We start from the raw sequence: 20,071 nt of genomic DNA, 5'->3' as shown, positions 1-20,071 counted from the left end.
GCTTGCGGCCAGTGCCCCGGGGGCTGTCGGTGGGAAAGGCAACATAGCGCAGCGCCGGCGGCGTTCAGGCCAGCCCGGCCGGGGCGCGGTCGATGAAGCCGGTCATGCGCGCCAGCCGGCCGTCGGCCGACACCGTGGCAAAGTCGGTGCCGACCACCAGCGCCGCTTCGCCGGCGGGGCCCAGCTCCCAGGTAAAGCGCAGGTGCTCCCCGTGCGCATCGACCGGGCTCACCCGGGTAAAGCGGAAACCGGGAAACTTCGCCTGCACCGCGGCGATCATCGCATCGATGCCGGCATGGCCGTCGCCCCGCATCAGCGGATCGACATAGCACGCCGTTTCCGTCCACGCCGCCGCGATCAGCTCGCGCCGGCGCGCGGCATCGGTCTCGTTCCAGGCGGCGAGGTAGCGGTCGGCAAGGGTGGCGGCGTGTTCAGCCTGGTGGGACTGGGTGGCAGCGGACATGGCATTCTCCTTGGGGGTTGGTGGTCAGGCTCTCGGGGCCTGGCGTCAGGCCATGGCTGCATGATCGGCGCGGGGGCGCGGCGGCGCGATTACCGGGGAGGTTATCGGAAGGCAGATCGGCGAGGCATGCGGCAGCCCGGACCGGCCGGCTCGCGCCGGAATTGCATCCCCTACCAAAAAATCGCCCCCAACACCAGAGGCAAGTAACCCCCAACCTGCCCCCTGTCCTGCCGATGGCCACGCGCTTATCCTCGCTACATTGCCCCTACGCTGGGCGGCAGTCTGTCCGGGCGTTCCGGGGGCATGCCGCCGGGCCGCGCCGGGCATGCCGCCTCCCTCCCACCGCATCGCACCGCCTTTGCCTCGATCTCGTCCATGACGCCCGATACGGCCCCGCCGAGCCACCCGGCCGCTCCAGCCCCTTCCGCCGCGCCGCGCCGATGGCTGCCCTTGCTGCTGGCCGGCGCCTGCTATTTCGTGCTGGCGGCGGCGGCGCTTTGGCTGGCGCGGCTGCCCGGTACCGTGGCCTCGGTGTGGCTGCCCAACGCGTTCGGGCTGGGCCTGCTGCTGCAGCGGCCGCGCGCGGAGGCGCCGTGGCTGCTGGCCGGCATGCTGGTGGCCAGCGTGCTGGCCAACCACGGCGCCGGCGACAGCGTCGGCACGGCGCTGCTGCTGACCGGGGCCAACCTGGCGGAGATACTGTCCGCGCTGCTGCTGTTGCGCCTGCTGGACCGGCATGGCGTGACCGGACGCCACGGCCCGCTGGCCGCGTTCGCGGTGATGCTGGCGGTCGGCGGCATCCTGGCGCCGACGGTCGGTGCCACCGCCGGCGCGGCGGCCATCGCCGCGGTCGCGGGCAGCCGCTTCGCGCCGGTGTGGTGGACCTGGTGGCAGGCCAGCGCGCTGGGTATGGCGCTGCTGCTGCCGCTGATGCTGTCGATGACCGCGGTGCGCGTGCGCGCCGCCGCGGCGCGGCCGATGCTGGCGCCGCAGGCGGGCGCGCTGGCGCTGAGCCTGGCCATCGGCACCCTGGCGCAATGGCAGGGGCACGACCCGTTCGCCGCGATGTCGCTGCCGCTGGTGCTGCTGGCGCTGGCCGGCAACCCCTTTGCCACCGCGCTGCTGGCGCTGGTGGCCACGCTGTGCCTGCAGGCGCTGATGCTGCTGTCGCACCGCCATGAAGCGGTGCCGCTGTCGGCCGCGGTGATCATGGTGCTGCCGGTCTGCATCGCCTACCTGACCGAGCAGAACCGGCACGGCCGCGCCAGCCTGCGCAGCAGCGACAAGCGCTTTCGCCAGGCCATGGAGCATTCGGCCATCGGCATGGCGCTGGTCGACATGGACGGCCGCTGGCAGACCGTCAACCGCGCCATGATCGAGCTGCTTGGCTACAGCGCGGCCGAACTGCGCGAGCTGAGCTACCAGCAGCTGACCCATCCCGACGACCTGACCGGCGACCTGCGCCAGGTCGCCAACCTGTTGTCCGGCAAGGTCGAGGCCTATCGCCTGGAGAAGCGCTACCGCCACAAGGACGGCCACTACCGCTGGGTGCTGCTGGCGGTTTCGCTGGTGCGCGACGAACAGACCGGCGAGCCGCAGCACTTCATCACGCAGGTGGAAGACATCCACGCGCGCAAGCTGGCGCAGCAAGAGCTGGAACGGTTGTCGCGGCGCATCCAGCTGGCGGTCGAAGCCGGCGGCGTGGGCATCTGGGAATGGGACCTGGCCAGCGCCGGCATCACCTGGGATGCGCGCATGCATGCGCTGCACGGCACCGACCCGGCCGGCGGCGCGCCGCTGTCGGAGCAATGGATTGCGCTGCTGCACCCCGACGATGCCAGCCGCGTGCGTGGCGAGATGCGCCGCGCCATCCGCGGCGAGGCCGCGTTCGACACCGAATACCGCATCGTGCGCCCGGGCGGCGAGGTGCGCCACGTGCGCGCCATGGCGATGGTGGCCCGCGGCGCCGACGGCGCCGCCCACGCGCTGGTCGGCACCAACTGGGACACCACCGACCAGCGCCGGCTGACCGAGGCGCTGTTCGAGGAGAAGGAACGCCTGCATATCACGTTGCGCTCGATCGGCGATGCGGTGATCTGCACCGACGCCACCATGCACGTGACCTTCATGAACCCGATCGCGGAACAGCTGACCGGCTGGACCATGGCCGCCGCCACCGGGCTGCCGCTGGAACGGGTCTTCCGCATCCTCGACGAGAGCACCGGCGAGCCCATCCCGAGCCCGGTCGAGGCCTGCCTGCGCACGCTGACGCCGGCCTACCTGCAGGAGGGCGCGGTGCTGCAGAGCCTGACCGGCGAGCGCCACGACGTGCAGGACTCGGCCGCGCCGGTGCTGACCGCGCGCGGCGAGGTGCTGGGCGCGGTGCTGGTGTTCCAGGACATCACCGCAGCGCGCGCGCTGCAGCGCGAGCTGGCGCGCTCGGCCATGCACGATGCGCTGACCGGCCTGCCCAACCGCACCTGGTTCGAGAAGCGCCTGCGCGAGTCGTGCGACGCCGCGCGGCTGCATGGCCATCGCGCGGCGCTGTGCTTTATCGACCTGGACCGCTTCAAGATCGTCAACGACACCGCCGGCCACGGCGCCGGCGACGTGCTGCTGCGCGAGCTGGGCTACATGATCCGCAACCATGTGCGACCGGACGACGTGCTGGCGCGCCTGGGCGGCGACGAGTTCGCGCTGCTGCTCAAGGACTGCACCGTCGACCAGGCCGAGCAGGTCTGCCAGGGCGTGATCGACGCCATCCGCGGGCGCCGCTTCCCGTGGGAGGGGCGCGTGTACGACGTCGGCGCCAGCATCGGCATCGCCGCCATCGACCTCGACGTGCCGCCGGTCAGCGAGCTGATGAGCCGTGCCGACGTGGCCTGCTATGCGGCCAAGGCCGCGGGCCGCAGCCGGGTCTCGGTCTACCGCCGCGACGAGAGCGACGCGCGCCGCCACCACCGCGAGCTGGAAGTCGCCGCCGGCATCCATTCGGCGCTGGAAGCCAACCGCTTCCGCCTGTTCGCGCAGGAGATCCGCGCGCTGCAGCCGGAACCGGGCGAAGACGGCAGCGGCCACCGCCATATCGAGATCCTGGTGCGCATGGTCGACGAGCACGGCGAACTGATCCTGCCCGGCGCCTTTATTCCCGCCGCCGAGCGCTACGACCTGATGGGCCATGTCGACCGCTGGGTCATCCGCAACGTGCTGCGCGGCTACGGCGAGCGGCTGCGCGCGGTGCCGGGGCTGTCGGTATCGATCAACCTGTCGGCCAACTCGCTGGGCGAGCCCTTCCTGCTGCCGTTCCTGCATGCCGAGCTCGAAGCCAGCGCGCTGCCCGCCGATCGCATCCGTCTGGAGATCACCGAAACCGCGCTGATCAACAACATGGCGGCGGCCAACCGCCTGGTGGCGGAGATGCGGCGCGCCGGCTGCACCGTGTCGCTGGACGACTTCGGCTCGGGCCTGTCGTCGTTCGCCTACCTGAAGCAGTTTCCGGTGGACTTCCTCAAGATCGACGGCAGCTTTATCCGGCAGCTCGCCGACAACGCGGTGGACCGCGAGATCGTCAGCTCGATCAACGACATCGGGCACCGGCTGGGCGTGCGCACGGTGGCGGAATGGGTCGAGGACGAACGCACCCTCGATGCGCTGCGCGCGATCGGCGTGGATTACGCGCAGGGCTATGCGATCGGGCGGCCGGTGGCGCTGGACGTATTCCTGGCCGGATACGCGCAGCGCAACGCGCAGGCCTCATAGCCCGCCGGACTGCCCACGCAGCGGCCGTGATACATTCGGCGCCTGTCCGCGTGGCCACCTGGCCGCCTGGCCGCCTGGCCGAAACCAAGGGGAACCCGTTGTCGCTCGTGTCCGACCCGATGCCGGCGCCGCTGTATGCGCGCGTCAAGCAGCACATCAGCAGCCGGATTGCTGACGGCAGCTGGCCGCCCCATCACCGCGTGCCGTCCGAGACCGAGCTGGTCGAGGCGCTCGGCGTCAGCCGCATGACCGTGCACCGCGCGCTGCGCGAGCTGACCGCCGAGGGCATGCTGGTGCGGCTGCAGGGCGTCGGCACCTTCGTTGCCGAACCCAAGCGGCGCACCGCGCTGTATGCCGTCAACAATATCGCCGACGACATCGCCGCGCGCGGGCACCGCCATCGCGCCCGCGTGGTCAGCCTGGCGGCCGAGCGCGCGGGTCCGGCGCAGGCCGCGGCACTGGAGGTCGCACTGGAGGCGCGGGTGTTCCATTCGGTGATCGTCCACTACGAGGACGACGTGGCGATCCAGCTGGAAGACCGCTATGTCAACGCCGCGGTCGCCCCGGACTACCTGGCGCAGGATTTCACCAGCGAAACCCCTTACCAGTACCTGTCGCGCATCGCCCCGCTGACCGAGGGCGAGCACGTGGTCGAGGCCGTGCTGGCGCTGGCGGAAGAGTGCGAACTGCTCGCCATCGAACGCGGCGAGCCGTGCCTGCTGATCCGCCGCCGCACCTGGTCCGCCGGCCGGGTGGTGACGTCGGTGCGGCTGGTGCATCCCGGTTCGCTGCATCGGCTGGAAGGCCGGTTCACGTCCTGATCCTTGCAGCGGCCGGCGCGCTGGCCCTTACGCTGCGCGGATCGTGATCACGACCACCGTCGCCGCGCTGCCTCTCGGGTCCAGGTAATCGAGCAGGCGGTTCTACGCCGACTGCCGCCGGTCGCGCGCGCATAAGCGCCTCAAACGACACAACGGCAACGAACGCCCTTCGGGAATACCCCGATTCAACCCAACTTGTATATACAGGAATATACATGCCTATGCGTTGACCCAAAGCGCGCGTTCCAGATCCGCAAGACCGAAGGAGTTTCCCGTGACCCAGACCCCGACCCAATCCACGCGTTTCCGCGACACCGAAATCCGCGCCCCGCGCGGCACCACGCTGACGGCGAAAAGCTGGCTGACCGAAGCGCCGCTGCGCATGCTGATGAACAACCTCGATCCCGAGGTCGCGGAGAACCCGAAGGAACTGGTGGTCTACGGCGGCATCGGCCGCGCCGCGCGCAACTGGGAATGCTATGACCGCATCGTCGAAGCCCTGACCCGCCTGGAAGACGACCAGACCCTGCTGGTGCAATCGGGCAAGCCGGTCGGCGTGTTCCGCACCCACCGCGACGCCCCCCGCGTGCTGATCGCCAACTCCAACCTGGTTCCCCACTGGGCCAACTGGGAACACTTCAACGAGCTCGACGCCAAGGGCCTGGCCATGTACGGCCAGATGACCGCCGGCAGCTGGATCTACATCGGCAGCCAGGGCATCGTCCAGGGCACGTATGAAACCTTCGTCGAAGCCGGCCGCCAGCACTACCACGGCGACCTGAAGGGCCGCTGGGTGCTGACCGCGGGCCTGGGCGGCATGGGCGGCGCGCAGCCGCTGGCCGCGACGCTGGCCGGCGCCTGCTCGCTCAATATCGAATGCCAGCAGAGCCGCATCGATTTCCGCCTGAAGACCCGCTACGTCGACGAACAGGCCACTGACCTGGACGACGCGCTGGCCCGCATCGACCGCTACACCTCGCAAGGCAAGGCGATCTCGATCGCGCTGTGCGCCAACGCCGCCGAAGTGCTGCCCGAACTGGTGCGCCGCGGCGTGCGCCCCGACATGGTCACCGACCAGACCAGCGCGCACGACCCGCTCAACGGCTACCTGCCCGCCGGCTGGAGCTGGGACGAATACCGCGAGCGCGCCCAGCGCGAGCCGGCCGTGGTGGTGAAGGCCGCCAAGGCCTCGATGGCCGCGCATGTGCAAGCCATGCTGGATTTCCAGAAGCTGGGCGTGCCGACCTTCGACTACGGCAACAACATCCGCCAGATGGCCAAGGAAGAAGGCGTGGCCAATGCCTTCGACTTCCCCGGCTTCGTGCCCGCGTATATCCGCCCGCTGTTCTGCCGCGGCATCGGCCCGTTCCGCTGGGCCGCGCTGTCGGGCGATCCGCAGGACATCTACAAGACCGACGCCAAGGTCAAGGAACTGATCCCCGATGACGAGCACCTGCACCGCTGGCTCGACATGGCGCGCGAGCGCATCAGCTTCCAGGGCCTGCCGGCGCGCATCTGCTGGGTCGGCCTGGGCCTGCGCGCCAAGCTGGGCCTGGCGTTCAACGAGATGGTCCGCAGCGGCGAGCTGTCGGCGCCGGTCGTGATCGGCCGCGACCACCTGGACTCGGGCTCGGTCGCCAGCCCCAACCGCGAGACCGAGGCCATGCAGGACGGCTCGGACGCCGTCTCCGACTGGCCGCTGCTGAACGCGCTGCTGAACACCGCCAGCGGCGCGACCTGGGTCTCGCTGCACCACGGCGGCGGCGTGGGCATGGGCTTCTCGCAGCATTCCGGCGTGGTGATCGTGTGCGACGGCACCGATGAAGCCGCCGCGCGCATCGCCCGCGTGCTGCACAACGACCCCGCCACCGGCGTGATGCGCCATGCCGACGCCGGCTACCAGATCGCCGTCGACTGCGCGCGCGAGCAGGGCCTGGACCTGCCGATGCTGCGCGGCTGACGAGCGTTCAAGAACCCAATGTTTGCTCCCCTCTCCCGCTTGCGGGAGAGGGGCAGGGGGTGAGGGGCGGCGTGCGCCAAGCATGATGACGCCCCACTTCGTGGAAACTCCCGCCCTCACCCCCGCCCCTCTCCCACTTGCGTGGGAGAGGGGAGAAAACAAGCTGATTACACCAAGCCTCACCGGGAGACAATCCGCATGCCATCCAATACCACTGCGCCCGCCTACGATGGTGTAGCCGGCGCTCAGGCCGGCGCCCACAACCCAGCCCTGTCGCGCACCCGCGCCATTGCCGCAATCACCATCGGCAACGGCCTCGAGTTCTACGATTTCGTGGTCTACAGCTTCTTTGCCACGCTGATCGGCCGCCTGTACTTTCCCGTCGACAACCCCAGCGGCCAGCTGCTGATGTCGTTCGCCACCTTCGGCGTCGGCTTCCTGATGCGTCCGCTCGGCGGCCTGCTGATCGGCATGTATGCCGACCGTGCCGGGCGCAAGCCCGCGGTGGCGCTGACGCTGTGGCTGATGGGCCTGAGCTCGCTGATCTTCGTGGTCACGCCGCCGTACGCGCAGATCGGCATCCTGGCGCCGATCATGGTGGTGATCGCGCGGCTGGTGCAGGGCTTCGCCATCGGCGGCGAGATGGGCGCGTCGACCGCGCTGCTGCTGGAATACGCCGACGACCGCACGCGCGGCTTCTATACCGCCTGGCAACCGTTCAGCCAGGGCCTGGCGGCGCTGCTGGGCGCCGTCACCGGGCTGGTGCTGAGCAACCTGCTGGCGCCGGCCGAGCTGGAATCCTGGGGCTGGCGCCTGGCCTTCCTGATTGGCATCCTGGTGATCCCGGTCGGCCTGCTGATCCGCCGCCGCCTGGAAGAGACCGCCACGCCCGCGCACCACGGCGAGCACGCCGCGCAATGGCCGCTGCTGCGCCAGCATGCGCGCGAGGTCTTTGCCAGCATCCTGCTGATGATCGGCCTGGCCTCTTCCACCTATATCGTCGTCTACTACCTCAGCAACTACGCCGTGAGCGTGCTGAAGATGCCGCTGTCGCTGGGCATCTGGGCGGGCTGCGTCGCCGCGGCGGTGCAGGTGGCGCTGTCGCCGTTCGCCGGCTGGCTGGCCGACCGCGTCGGCCGCAAGCCGGTGGTGCTGTGGTCGCGCGTGGCGCTGCTGGCGATGATCTACCCGGCCTTCGTGCTGATCAATGCCGAGCCCTCGCTGGCGCGGCTGCTGGTGGTGGTGGCATGCCTGTCGGTGCCGATGTCGATGACCGCGCCGGCATCGATGGTGCTGGTCAGCGAGGTGCTGCCCAAGCGCCTGCGCGCCACCGGCCTGTCGATCGCCTATTGCGTCGCCATCGCCATCTTCGGCGGCTTCGCGCAGTACTTCTCGACCCAGCTGATCCAGGCCACCGGCGACGCCAACGCCCCGGCGCTGTACGTGATCGGCTGCGGCCTGGTGTCGCTGCTCGGCCTGCTGATGGTGCCCGAAACGCTGGGGCGGCGGCTGAAATGAGCGACCTGGCAGACTTCGCGCCGGCCACCGACGCTGCCGCCGTCAGCGGCCACGAGATGGTCTGGCGCGGCCGCCGCGATACCGGCGAGGCCGGCGACACGCGCCGCCTGTTCGAGATCGTCACCGGCCCCGCCACGCCGCGCACGCCCGGCGTGCCGGTGCTGCTGGGCTTCTGCTGCGACGCCGGCGTGGTGCGCAACCAGGGCCGGCCCGGCTCCGCCGCCGGCCCGCGCGAGATCCGCCGCGCGCTGGCCGGCGTGCCGGCGCACGGCATCGGCCGCCTGATCGACGGCGGCGACATCCACTGCGAAGGCGATGCGCTGGAGCCCGCGCAGCAGCGCCTGGGCCGCGCCGTCGCCGCCGAACTGGCGGTCGGCGCCTGGCCGCTGGTGCTGGGCGGCGGGCATGAAGTGGCCTGGGGCACGTGGCAGGGCCTGCGCCTGCACCTGGATGCGCGCGGCGACCGCGGCCGCGTGCTGATCGTCAACCTCGACGCGCATTTCGACCTGCGCGGCAGCCGCCCCGGCAGCTCGGGCACGCCGTTCGACCAGATCGCCGACGACTGCCGGCAACGCGGCCTGCCGTTCGACTACGCCTGCCTGGGCGTCAGCCGGCTGGCCAATACCGCCGCGCTGTTCGCGCGCGCGCACGCGCTGGGGGTGCGCCAGGTCGAGGACACCGACCTGCAGGAGCGCCACCTCGACGCGCGCCTGGCCGAACTGGAGCGCTGGGTCGCCGATGCCGACCACGTCTACCTGAGCATCGACCTCGACGTGCTGCCCGCCGCGGTCATGCCCGCCGTCTCGGCCCCGGCCGCCTACGGCGTGCCGCTGGCGGTGGTCGAGGCCATCGCCACGCTGCTGCGCGACAGCGGCAAGCTGCGCGTGGCGGACCTTGCCGAGTTCAACCCGCTGTACGACCGCGACGGCTGCGGCGCGCGGGTAGCGGCAAGGCTGTGCTACCGGCTGCTGGGCGGCTGAACAAGCGGCACGGTCCTCGTCCCGCGACGGCTTACTCTCTCTTCCCTCCCCACCGGCCCCTCCCCCCGGCCCCTCTCCCGCGCTGCGGGAGAGGGGAGCAAGCCTGCGGCAAACCATCCCCCTCCGCCCCCAAAACCCCAGGGTTTACACCTAGAACGCCGTTCGGATTACCGAACGGGCTTCCGCCAGATCATCCGGTTTCCCGAACCGTGCGCCGGAATCACTTTATTTTCTCCTTTGCATTCAATGGCTTGCAGTGCTCCTGCGAGACCTCTGTGCTGGCACGGCGCGTGCAATATAGGCCGCCGCTCACAGCGCCAGACAGGTACGCCGGCACGCCCCCAGCGTCCCGGCCGATGCCGAAAAAACAAAGGAGGACACACCCATGACCGACCCCGCCTTGCCCACCCCCGTCGCCATCCCGGCGCACCCCCGGCACCTGTTGCCGCGCTGAACCCTGACACGGCCGGCCCGGCGCCCCGACGTCGCCCAGCCTTCCTGCAATACAGTCGCCCGTCCCTTCCCGGGAACGGTCGCACAGGCCTGATCCACGATGAAACTGAATCGACTGCCCACCCTGATCTTCATTGCGATGCTGCTAGGCGTGCTGGCCGGCACCGCCGCGCACAACCTGGCGCCGGATGCTGCCACCGCCAAATCGATTGCCAACCACCTGTCCATCCTGACCGACATCTTCCTGCGGATGATCAAGATGATCATCGGCCCGCTGGTGTTCGCGACGCTGGTGGCCGGCATCGCCAGCATGGGCGATGGCCGCGCCGTCGGCCGCATCGGCATGAAGGCGATGATGTGGTTCATCGGCGCCTCGGTCACCTCGCTGCTGCTCGGCCTGGTCATGGCCAACCTGCTGCAGCCCGGCCACGGCATGAACCTGGCGCTGCCGGCCGCGGACGCCAGCTCGAACCTGAAGACCGGGGCGCTGAACCTGCGCGACTTCATCGCGCACATGTTCCCCAAGAGCTTCGTCGAGGCGATGGCGAACAACGAGATCCTGCAGATCGTGGTGTTCTCGCTGTTCTTCGGCTTTGCGCTGGGCACCGTCAAGGACGGCGTCGGCAAGCCGGTGCTGCAGGGCATCGAGGGCCTGGCCGACGTGATGCTGAAGGTCACCAACTACGTGATGGCATTTGCCCCGGTGGGCGTGTTCGGCGCGATCGCGGCGGTGATCACCGCGCAGGGCCTGGGCGTGCTGGTGGTGTACGCCAAGCTGCTGGGCAGCCTGTACCTGGCGCTGGCGCTGCTGTGGGTGGCGCTGATCGCCGGCGGCTACTTCTTCCTGGGCCGTGACGTGTTCCGCCTGCTCAAGCAGATGCGCGCGCCGCTGATGATCGGCTTCGCCACCGCCAGCAGCGAATCGGCCTACCCGAAGGTGATCGACCAGCTGACCCGTTTCGGCGTCAAGGAGCGCATCACCAACTTCGTGCTGCCGCTGGGCTACTCGTTCAACCTGGACGGCTCGATCATGTACACCTCGTTTGCCGCGCTGTTCGTGGCGCAGGTGTATGGCATCGAGCTGTCGCTGAGCCAGCAGATCACCATGCTGCTGGTCCTGCTTGTCACCAGCAAGGGCATCGCCGGCGTACCGCGCGCCTCGCTGGTGGTGGTCGCCGCCGTGCTGCCGATGTTCGGCCTGCCCGAGGCCGGCATCCTGCTGGTGCTTGGCATCGACCACGTACTCGACATGGGTCGCACCGTGACCAATGTGCTCGGCAATGCGATTGCCACCGCCGTCGTCGCCAAAAGCGAAGGCGCCATCGGCGCGCCGGTAACGTCCGAGGAGGATGAACCCGCCGCGGATACCACCACCGGCCTGGCACCTGCCCAGGCCCTGGCGGCCAAGTAACACCGTCCGCCTGGCGTGCCAGGGGCCCGGTTGCCGATCAGGCAACCGGGCCTTTTTGCATTGCGGCGGCCGGCACCCCCCATTGGTGTGGTAAAAGTAGGCTCCCGCGCCCGGCTCCAGCCATTGCCGGCGCGGCGGCTATGCCACCTGCCTCGCCCAACACCTGATGACTGGCCCGTTACACCCTCCCGGCGATACCCCCCGCGCCCCCGCCGCCAGCCCTGCGGCTTCGGCGGCCTGCGCTGCCCCTGGCGCGGCCAACGGCGCGCGCCTGCCCCACGGCCTGCGCGGCGCCGCGCCGCTGCTGGCGCTGCTGGCGCTGGCCGTGCTGGTCGGACTGGCGGGCGCGCTCGGCTATCGCTACACCTATGACGGCGCGCTGGCGCGCCAGGCCGAACGCGGCCAGGTGCAACTGCGGCTGTACACGCAGGCACTGGAAAGCGAGCTGGCGCACTACGACTACGTGCCCGGCCTGCTGTCGCTGGACGAGCGCATCGCCGCGCTGCTGCTGCGCCCCGACGATGCCGCGCGCACCGCGCGCGCCAATGAATACCTGAGCGCGCTCAATACCCGCGCAGGCACGCGCGTGATCTATGTGCTGGATGCGCACGGCAAGGTGCTGGCCACCAGCAACTGGCAGCGCCCGGACAGCTATCTCGGCGAAGACCTGAGCTTCCGCCCGTATTTCCGCTCGGCCATGGAGGGCCAGCTGGGCCGCTTCTACGGCGTCGGCACCACGCGCAGCGAGTCCGGCTACTACCTGTCGGCGCCGCTGGGCGAGCGCGACAACCCGGTGGGCGTGGCGGTGGTCAAGATCGGCCTGGAGCCGCTGGAAAACCGCTGGCAGGGCGCCGACAGCCAGATGCTGCTGACCGACGAGAACGGCGTGGTGATCCTGGCCTCGGACCCGTCGTGGAAGCTGGCCGCGCTGCGCCCGCTGTCGGCCGAGGCGCGCGAGCGCCTGGCGCGCAGCCTGCAGTACAACCGGGCCCCGCTGCCGCAGCTGCCGCTGGACCTGGTGCGCAAGCTCGACAACGGCAACGGCAGCAGCAGCGACGAGCTGGTGCGCCTGCGCCGCGGCCCGCCGATGCTGGCCCAGCATGCCGCGCTGCCCGGCACCGACTGGCAGTTGACGCTGCTGACCAATACCTCGCAGGCGCGCGTGGCCGCGCTCAACACCGCGGCGCTGGCCGGCGTGCTGACCGCCTTCGTGTTGCTGCTGGGCGCGGCCTGGAACGTGCGCCGGCGCATCATCAACGAACGCCTGGCGGCGCGCGCCGCGCTGGAGGCGGCCAACAGCGAACTCGAACGCAAGGTGGCCGAGCGCACCGCCGACCTGTCCACTACCAACCAGCGCCTGCAGGCCGAAGTCACCGAGCGCATCCGCGCCGAGACCGTGCTGCGCCAGACCCAGGACGGGCTGCTGCAGGCCGGCAAGCTGGCCGCGGTCGGGCAGATGTCGACCGGCATCGCGCACGAGCTGAACCAGCCGCTGGCGGCGCTGCGCACCATCTCCGGCAATACCGGCAAGTTCCTCGAGCGCGGCGACTACGCCACGGTGCGTGCCAACCTCGACACCATCATCGGTCTGGTCGAGCGCATGGGCCGCATCACCGGCGCACTCAAGTCGTTCGCGCGCAAGCCCGGCAACGGCAGGCGCCAGGCGGAACTCGCCGAGGCGGTGGACAACGCGCTGTTCCTGCTGCAGACCCGCGTCGAGGCGGTGCAGCCGGCGCTGCAGCGCGATGTCGACCCGGCGCTAACGGTAGTGTGCGACCCCAACCGGCTGGAACAGGTGCTGGTCAACCTGCTCGGCAACGCGCTCGACGCGGTGGCCGGCAGGCCTGGCCCGCGCATCGCGCTGCATGCGCACGTGGCCGGGGGCATGGTCCACCTGACCGTGCGCGACAACGGCGCCGGCCTGTCCGAGGAAGCCTTCGCGCGGCTGTTCGAACCGTTCTTCACCACCAAGCCCGCCGGGCAGGGGCTGGGGCTGGGGCTGACGCTGTCGGCCGGCATCCTCAACGAGAACGGCGGCAGCCTGTCCGCCACCAACCATCCGGACGGCGGCGCCTGCTTCACGCTGGTGCTGCCGCTGGCGCTGGAATCCTATTCACAGGATGCCGAACATGCCGGCTGATCTGACCGTACTGGTCGTCGAGGACGATGCCGACGTGCGCCTGGGCTGCGAGCAGGCACTGCGCCTGGAAGGCATCGCCACGCGCGGCGTCGGCAGCGCCGAGGCCGCGCTGCGCGAGGCCGGTCCCGGCTACGCCGGCGTGGTGGTCAGCGACATCCGCCTGCCCGGACAGGACGGCATGGCGCTGCTGGCGCAACTGCGCGCACGCGACCCAGCACTGCCGGTGATCATGATCACCGGTCACGGCGACGTCGGGCTGGCGGTGCAGGCGATGAAACAAGGCGCCTACGACTTCCTGGAAAAGCCGTTCTCGCCCGAGCAACTGGTGGATGCCACCCGCCGCGCGCTGGAGCAGCGCCGGCTCGCGCTGGAAGTATCAGAACTGCGAGAACGGCTGGCCGGCCGCGAGAAACTCGAAACCCGCCTGATCGGCCATTCGCCCGCGGTCGAGCGGCTGCGGCGCCTGATCGCCGACCTGGCCGGCACCGACGCCAACGTGCTGATCCACGGCGAGACCGGCACCGGCAAGGAGCTGGTCGCGCGCTGCCTGCACGAGGCCAGCCAGCGCCATGCGCGCAACTTTGTCGCGATCAACTGCGGCGGCCTGCCCGAGCAGTTGTTCGAAAGCGAGATCTTCGGCCACGAGGCCGGCTCCTTCACCGGCGCCGCGCGCCGCCGCATCGGCAAGGTCGAGCATGCCGAAGGCGGCACGCTGTTTCTCGACGAGATCGAGAGCATGCCGATGCCGCTGCAGATCAAGCTGCTGCGGGTGCTGCAGGAACGCGTGGTGGAACGGCTGGGCTCGAACCAGCCGGTGCCGGTCAACACCCGCGTGGTGGCCGCCACCAAGGCCGACCTGCGCGCGCTGTCCGATGCCGGCCAGTTCCGCGCCGACCTGTACTACCGACTGAACGTGATCACGCTGGAACTGCCGCCGCTGCGCGAGCGGCGCGAGGACGTGCCGGCATTGTTTGAACATTTCGTCGCGCAGGCCGCGCTGCGCTTCGAGCGCGACGCGGTGCCGGCCACGCCGGCGGAACTGTCGGCGCTGGTGGCCTACCCGTGGCCGGGCAACGTGCGCGAGCTGCGCAACCTCGCCGAGCGCCATGTGCTGGGCCTCGGCTGCAACCCCGGCCAGGGCGCCACCGCACCCGAGGCCATGCCGCTCGCGCAGGCCGTCGAGCAGTTCGAGCGCGCGCTGATTGCCGACGCCATGCGCCGCCACGACGGCAACCTGAGCCGCGCCAGCGAAGCGCTGGGCGTGGCCAAGACCACGCTGTTCGACAAGGTGCGCAAGCACGGATTGTGAAGCTGTGAAGCACCCGCTGAATTCAGCAAGCGCTGCAGACATTGCAGTCATGGGAACCATGACGATGCTGGCAGGTCTGCACTGACAACCTGATGTCATCACAACGCACTCAATGTGCGTTAAAAAACAAAAGCCCCGCAGATTTATGTTTTTTCCTACAGATACTTTGTCGTTTGCGGCATATTATTAGCTTCCAGCAAATCCAGCATCGAGACATCCAATACATTGGGATCGCGCTGCGCTTGCTGGAAATGCACAAAAGATCAAAACAACCACAAAAAGCAGCCTGGCCGGCGGGGGAGCGGGCCGGGCACACAGGGTCAGTCAACTGTTGGCAGTGACAAACGCGCGGCGCCAGTGCCAGGGGCCGCGTGCGCCATGAGGGCGCGACTGCCTATGGACTACGGGTGATGGGATGAAACTTGATCCGGCACTGGCTGAAAAGCCTTACTACAGCACGCGGACAGCGGCAAAACTGCTCAACGTCTCACTGGGCACCGTCCAGAAGATGGTCGAGCGCGGCGAACTGGGGGCCTGGAAGACCAACGGCGGCCATCGGCGCATCCACAAGGAAACCGTGCATCGCCTGCTGGCGACGCGCATCGGGCCCGAGTCGGCGTCGCCGCACGGGCTCGACCTGGTGGTGTTCCACCCCAACCACCAGGAGGCGCAGCGCATCCACGGCCAGCTCGCCAAATGGGGCCTTCCGCTCAAGAGCGTGGTGGTGGACGATGTGCTCGACACCGTCATCACCTCGGTCAGCGAGCATCCACGCGTGGTGCTCTACTACGTCGACGAGCTCAACGATGCCGAGTCGGCCACCGTCGAGAAGCTGCAGAACTTCTTTGCCAGCCAGCACGTCATCTTTGCCGTCATCACCAACCGCCAGGCCTATGACGGCGTGGCCGATGCCCTGCAGCACTGGGGCATCATGGTGTTCCTGAAGACGCCCTCGCTCGAAGAGGTCAAGGGCTTCCTGCGCGCGCAGCTGATGATGGGCCGCGCCGCCTGAAGCCCCGGGGCACGCCTCGGGTCACGCTTCAGGCCACGCTTCAGGCCACGCTTCAGGCCACGGCCGCCGGCAGTGGCACTGGCCGGCCGGCGCCGCCGCCCTCCGCCTGCGCCAGCATCCAGCCGTACAGGTTGCGCGGGTCGGGCGGCATCGCCACCAGTTCCACCGCGGTGCCGGCGCGATGCGCCTGCGCCGCGGCATAGAGCCAGCGCAGCGCGGCATAATCTTCCAGCGCAAACCCCACCGAATCGAATACGGTCACCTCGTCCGCCGCCGCGCGGCCCGGGGCCTGGCCCGCCAGCACCTGCCACAGCTCGGTCACGGGCGCGTTGGCGGGCAGTTGCTGGATCTCGCCCTCGATGCGGGTCTGCGGTTCGTACTCCACCACGATGCGGGCGCGGCGCAGGATATCGGCATGCAGCTCGGTCTTGCCGGGGCAATCGCCGCCGACCGCGTTCAGGTGCATGCCGGGCCGCACCAGGTCCGGCGTCAGGATGGTGGCGCGGGTCTTGTCGGCGGTGACGGTGGAGACGATGTCGGCGCGGGCCAGCGCGGCCTCGATCGAATCGGCACGCCGGATCGCGAGGCCGGGCACGGCGGCAAGATTGCGCATCAGCCGCGCGCTGGCAGCGGGGTCGATGTCATAGGCGGCGATCTCGCGCACGCCCAGCATCGCATGGAAGGCCAGCACCTGGAATTCCGCCTGCGCGCCATTGCCGATCAGCGCCATGGTGGCCGCGCCCGGTCGCGCCATGGCGCGCGCCGCCAGCGCCGAGGTAGCCGCGGTGCGCAGCGCTGTGGCCAGCGTCAGGTCCGCCAGCATCAGCGGGAAGCCGGTTTCCACCTCGGCCAGCAGGCCGCACGCCATCACCGTGGGCATGCCGTGCTGGGCATTGCGGGGATGGCCGTTGACGTACTTGAAGGCATACTGGCTGCCGTCGCTGACCGGCATCAGCTCGATCACCCCGCGCGCCGAATGGCTGGCCAGCCGCGCGGACTTGTCGAAATCGGCCCAGCGCGCGAACGCCTGGCGCACCTGTACGGCCAGGTCGACGATGGCGGCCTGCGGGCCGATCGCGGCCACCAGCCGGGCGACGTCGGTGGCGTCGAGAAACAATGATCGGACGGTGTTCTTCATGACCCTCTCCCTGCGCTCAGGCGGCCGCCGCGGCGACGCCGCGACCGCTGCTGCGGTCCAGCCGCAAGGTCATGCAATAGGCGCCGCCGCCCGACAGCATGAACGGCGACAGGTCGACCTCATGCAACTGGTAGCCGCGCCGTCCCAGCTCGGTGCGCAGGTGCGGCGTGGTGCGGGTCATCACCACCTGGTCGTCCAGGTTGACCGCATTGACGCTGAAATGGCGCAGGTCGTCGGCGCTGGCCTCGATGCGCAGCCGCGCCGGCACGCGCGCGCGCAGCTCGCGCAGCGCCGCTGCGCTGAAGGCCGGCGGGTAGTACAGGACCTCGCCGCCCGACAGCGGGCAGAAGCACACGTCGAGGTGATAGCTCTGCTCGGTGGCCAGCTCCAGCGCCACCACGTCCTTGCCGAAATAGCGCGACACCACCTGCGCCGCCTCGTGCGACGAACGCGGTCCGAAGCCGGCCCAGAAATGGCCGCGCCCCGCGTCCCAGATGCAATCGCCGGCCCCTTCCTGGTAGCACCCTTCCGGCAGCAGCGCGACTTCGTCGAGCAGACCGCGCTCGCGCAGCTTGCCAAAGATGTCGGCAAACGGCGCTTCCTCGCCGCGGCGCTGCGGATAGCGGAAGCGCGCCAGCAACGCGCGCCCGTCCAGCACCACGGCGGCGTTGGCCGGGAACACCATGTCGGGCTGCCCCGGCGCGCCCGGCGCCAGCTCCACCGCGAAGCCCGCGCGCCCGAGCGCGTCGCGCAGCGCGTGGAACGACTGCATCGCATTGCGGTGCATGCCGTGCGGATCGCGCGCCCACGCGGCCGGATCCATCCACGGGTTGATGCTGTAAGACACGTCGTAGAAGGTGGGCTCGACTAGCAAGATGGTCGGGGTCTGGATCACGGCGGCTCCTGGTTGGGGTGGCGGGGCGGGGGTTGCGTCTGGAAATCCATCGCTCGATTGAATTCTGGCGCAAGCCCGCGTTAGCCAAAAGCCAGCAAACTGCCCAGTTTGCGCCTACCATTAAGCAAAATGCCAGATGTCGCTGGCGCTTTGCCAATCACCCCCGCCCCGCCCCATGGATGCCACCGACCAGCAGCTGATTTCCCTCCTGCGCGACAACGCACGCACGCCGGTGACGGCACTGGCGCAGGCGCTGCGCGTGTCGCGCGCGACGGTGCAGAACCGCATCGACAAACTGGAACAGGAAGGGCTCATCGTCGGCTACACCGTGCGCCTGCGGCCCGAGGCCGAGGCGCACCGCATCCGCGCCTGGATGACGGTTGCCGTCGACGGCAACAAGACCCGCACCGTGCTGCAGGCGCTGCGCGGCGAGCCCAACGTGCAGGCGCTGCACACCACCAACGGCCGCTGGGACATCATCGCCGAGCTGCGCGCCGACACGCTCGAGGCCTTCGACCGCGCGCTCGACCGGATCCGGCTGATCGACGGCATCAGCGCCACCGAGACCAGCATCCTGCTGTCGACCTATAAATAGGGCCGCCGCGGCGCTACCTCTCGAGGGCGGGCTTGCCCTGCCGTGCCCTTGTGCGGTGCGGCATGCCCCATCAGCGGGATGCGCTGCACCAAGGGCAACCCGATATATCACCCCGTGATATATTACGTGCACCATTCCAAAGCGCCCCCCGTTACAAGAATGCCAACCGCCCCCGTCTCCGCCCTGGCGCATAACGCCCGTGCCTGGCTGCGCACATTCGTTCCCTTGCCGGTCGCTGCCAGCCGCAAGGAGCGCCTCAAAAGTTGCTTCGGCGCGCTGCTGGGCCTGCTCTGCACCGAATGGATCAGCCACCAGACCCTGGGCGGCTTCAACCCCTGGTTTGTCGCGCCGATGGGCGCCTCGGCGGTGCTGCTGTTCGCGGTGCCGGCCTCACCGCTGGCGCAGCCGTGGTCGATCATCGGCGGCAACCTGATCGCCGGGGTGGTCGGCGTGGCCTGCGCGCGCTGGATCCCTGATCCCGGCCTGGCTGCCGCCGTCGCGGTCGCCGTCGCCATTGCCCTGATGTTCCAGTTCCATTGCGTGCATCCGCCCAGCGGCGCGGTGGCCATCACCGCCGTCTTCGGCGGGCCGGCGGTCAGTGCGCTGGGCTTCGGCTTCGTGGCCGTGCCGGTGCTGTTCAATTCGATGCTGATGCTGATGATGGCGCTGGCCTTCAACAACCTGTCGCGCCGGCGCTACCCGCATCGTCCGCCCGAACCCGCGGTTCAGCATGGCACCCGGGACTTACCGCCCACCCAGCGCGTCGGCGTGACCCGCGCGGACCTGGATGCGGCGCTGAAGGTGCGCGGCGAATTCCTGGATATCGAGGAAGACGACCTCGAGCAGATCCTGGTGGCGGCGCAGTTGCGCGCGTATCGCCGTCATTTCGGCAACGTGCTGTGCGGCGAAATCATGTCGCGCGACGTGATCACGGTGACGCCGGACCAGCCCGCGCATGAAGCCGGGCATCTGTTGTCGCGGCATCGCATCAAGGCCCTGCCGGTGGTGGACGCGACGCGCAAGCTGGTGGGGATCGTCACGCAAAGCGATTTTTTTGCGGCGCAGCGCGATACCGGGGCACGGCGTCTGGCCGGCACCGTGCGCAACCTGATGACGCATGCCGTGGTCACGGCGCGGCCCGAGCAGCCGATGGTGGAACTGGCGCAGGCGTTCTCCGACGGCGGGCTGCATCATGCGCCGGTGATCGATGATCAGCGGCGCGTGGTGGGGATGGTGACGCAGTCGGACCTGGTGGCGGCGTTGCTGAAGAGTGGGGTGATGGCGGTGCCGGATTAAGGGGTGGAGCGGCTTTTTGGCTTGCGGTAGGGCGTCGTGCTTGGCGGGCGCTGCTGTTTCGCCGGCGTAGCCGGCGAGTCACTTTTTGGCCGAGCGCCAAAAAGTAACCAAAAAGCGCGTCGCCTGTGCGGCTGGCAATCAATTTCACGGTGTTGGTGGCTCGGGCGGTGGTGCTTTCCGTTTGGGCGTGGGTGCCCGTTCGACCCTGCTACGCTATGTGAGTCAGGGATAGTGCCTGCGATCGCCCACTATTGGACAATCCCAATGAGGGTGTAGGCAGCCTGCTGCCGGCCGTATCGCGGGGACGCCTGCGGCTGCTGC

At 69.5% G+C, this 20,071-nt stretch carries 14 protein-coding genes; 11 read left to right on the top strand and 3 right to left on the bottom strand.

Going from position 1 to position 20,071, the window contains the following annotated elements; all coding sequences use genetic code 11:
• Positions 1-64: 64 nt before the first annotated feature.
• The gene (locus tag U9J39_RS13975; protein WP_115708445.1) at positions 65-463 is read right to left on the bottom strand and encodes a nuclear transport factor 2 family protein; all 399 of its coding nucleotides are present in this window, start codon (positions 461-463) and stop codon (positions 65-67) included.
• A gap of 375 nt (positions 464-838) precedes the next feature.
• Here U9J39_RS13975 and U9J39_RS13970 point away from each other — a divergent pair, with 375 nt between their 5' ends.
• The 9 genes from U9J39_RS13970 (at position 839) to U9J39_RS13930 (ending at position 15,826) form a co-directional block, all read left to right on the top strand.
• Positions 839-4,222 carry a diguanylate cyclase gene (locus U9J39_RS13970; protein ID WP_116313235.1) on the top strand — a complete coding sequence of 1,128 codons (3,384 nt, stop codon included), beginning with the start codon at positions 839-841 and terminating at the stop codon, positions 4,220-4,222.
• Positions 4,223-4,341: 119 nt separating this feature from the next.
• Positions 4,342-5,043 carry a histidine utilization repressor gene (gene hutC, locus U9J39_RS13965; RefSeq protein ID WP_172581769.1) on the top strand — a complete coding sequence of 234 codons (702 nt, stop codon included), beginning with the start codon at positions 4,342-4,344 and terminating at the stop codon, positions 5,041-5,043.
• Between the two features lie 274 nt (positions 5,044-5,317).
• A complete protein-coding gene (gene hutU / locus U9J39_RS13960; RefSeq protein WP_115679572.1) occupies positions 5,318-7,003 on the top strand; it encodes a urocanate hydratase in 1,686 nt (561 codons plus the stop codon).
• A gap of 198 nt (positions 7,004-7,201) precedes the next feature.
• Positions 7,202-8,521, top strand: a complete 1,320-nt coding sequence (locus tag U9J39_RS13955; protein ID WP_116312233.1) for an MFS transporter — start codon at positions 7,202-7,204, stop codon at positions 8,519-8,521.
• Positions 8,518-9,501 carry a formimidoylglutamase gene (gene hutG, locus U9J39_RS13950; protein ID WP_326347320.1) on the top strand — a complete coding sequence of 328 codons (984 nt, stop codon included), beginning with the start codon at positions 8,518-8,520 and terminating at the stop codon, positions 9,499-9,501. The genes U9J39_RS13955 and hutG overlap by 4 nt, the downstream gene beginning before the upstream one ends.
• A 553-nt stretch (positions 9,502-10,054) precedes the next feature.
• Positions 10,055-11,365, top strand: coding sequence for a dicarboxylate/amino acid:cation symporter (locus U9J39_RS13945; RefSeq protein WP_116312231.1), 1,311 nt, complete (start codon positions 10,055-10,057; stop codon positions 11,363-11,365).
• 166 nt (positions 11,366-11,531) lie between these two features.
• A complete protein-coding gene (locus U9J39_RS13940) occupies positions 11,532-13,505 on the top strand; it encodes a sensor histidine kinase (protein WP_326347319.1) in 1,974 nt (657 codons plus the stop codon).
• Complete coding sequence (locus U9J39_RS13935) at positions 13,495-14,814, top strand: sigma-54-dependent transcriptional regulator (protein WP_115681389.1); 1,320 nt, start codon at positions 13,495-13,497, stop codon at positions 14,812-14,814. Before U9J39_RS13940 ends, U9J39_RS13935 begins: the two co-directional genes overlap by 11 nt.
• A 415-nt stretch (positions 14,815-15,229) precedes the next feature.
• Positions 15,230-15,826, top strand: a complete 597-nt coding sequence (locus U9J39_RS13930) for a helix-turn-helix domain-containing protein (protein WP_115679566.1) — start codon at positions 15,230-15,232, stop codon at positions 15,824-15,826.
• A gap of 52 nt (positions 15,827-15,878) precedes the next feature.
• Here U9J39_RS13930 and U9J39_RS13925 read toward each other — a convergent pair whose 3' ends face one another.
• Positions 15,879-16,964, bottom strand: coding sequence for an ornithine cyclodeaminase (locus tag U9J39_RS13925; protein ID WP_326347318.1), 1,086 nt, complete (start codon positions 16,962-16,964; stop codon positions 15,879-15,881).
• Positions 16,965-16,980: 16 nt separating this feature from the next.
• Positions 16,981-17,859: a dimethylarginine dimethylaminohydrolase family protein gene (locus U9J39_RS13920; RefSeq protein WP_115708431.1), complete on the bottom strand. Its 879-nt coding sequence runs from the start codon at positions 17,857-17,859 to the stop codon at positions 16,981-16,983.
• Between the two features lie 175 nt (positions 17,860-18,034).
• On the opposite strand from U9J39_RS13920, the gene U9J39_RS13915 reads away from it, so the two are divergent.
• Both U9J39_RS13915 and U9J39_RS13910 read left to right on the top strand, forming a co-directional pair.
• The gene (locus tag U9J39_RS13915) at positions 18,035-18,454 is read left to right on the top strand and encodes an Lrp/AsnC family transcriptional regulator (protein ID WP_115706124.1); all 420 of its coding nucleotides are present in this window, start codon (positions 18,035-18,037) and stop codon (positions 18,452-18,454) included.
• A gap of 159 nt (positions 18,455-18,613) precedes the next feature.
• The gene (locus U9J39_RS13910; protein ID WP_111518692.1) at positions 18,614-19,750 is read left to right on the top strand and encodes an HPP family protein; all 1,137 of its coding nucleotides are present in this window, start codon (positions 18,614-18,616) and stop codon (positions 19,748-19,750) included.
• Positions 19,751-20,071 lie beyond the last annotated feature (321 nt).

The sequence above is a fragment of the Cupriavidus sp. SS-3 genome (genome assembly GCF_035818815.1).
Lineage (GTDB): Bacteria > Pseudomonadota > Gammaproteobacteria > Burkholderiales > Burkholderiaceae > Cupriavidus > Cupriavidus taiwanensis_C.
The sequence above is the reverse complement of the archived record's forward strand: the minus strand, read 5'-3'. Positions and strand labels throughout refer to the sequence as shown.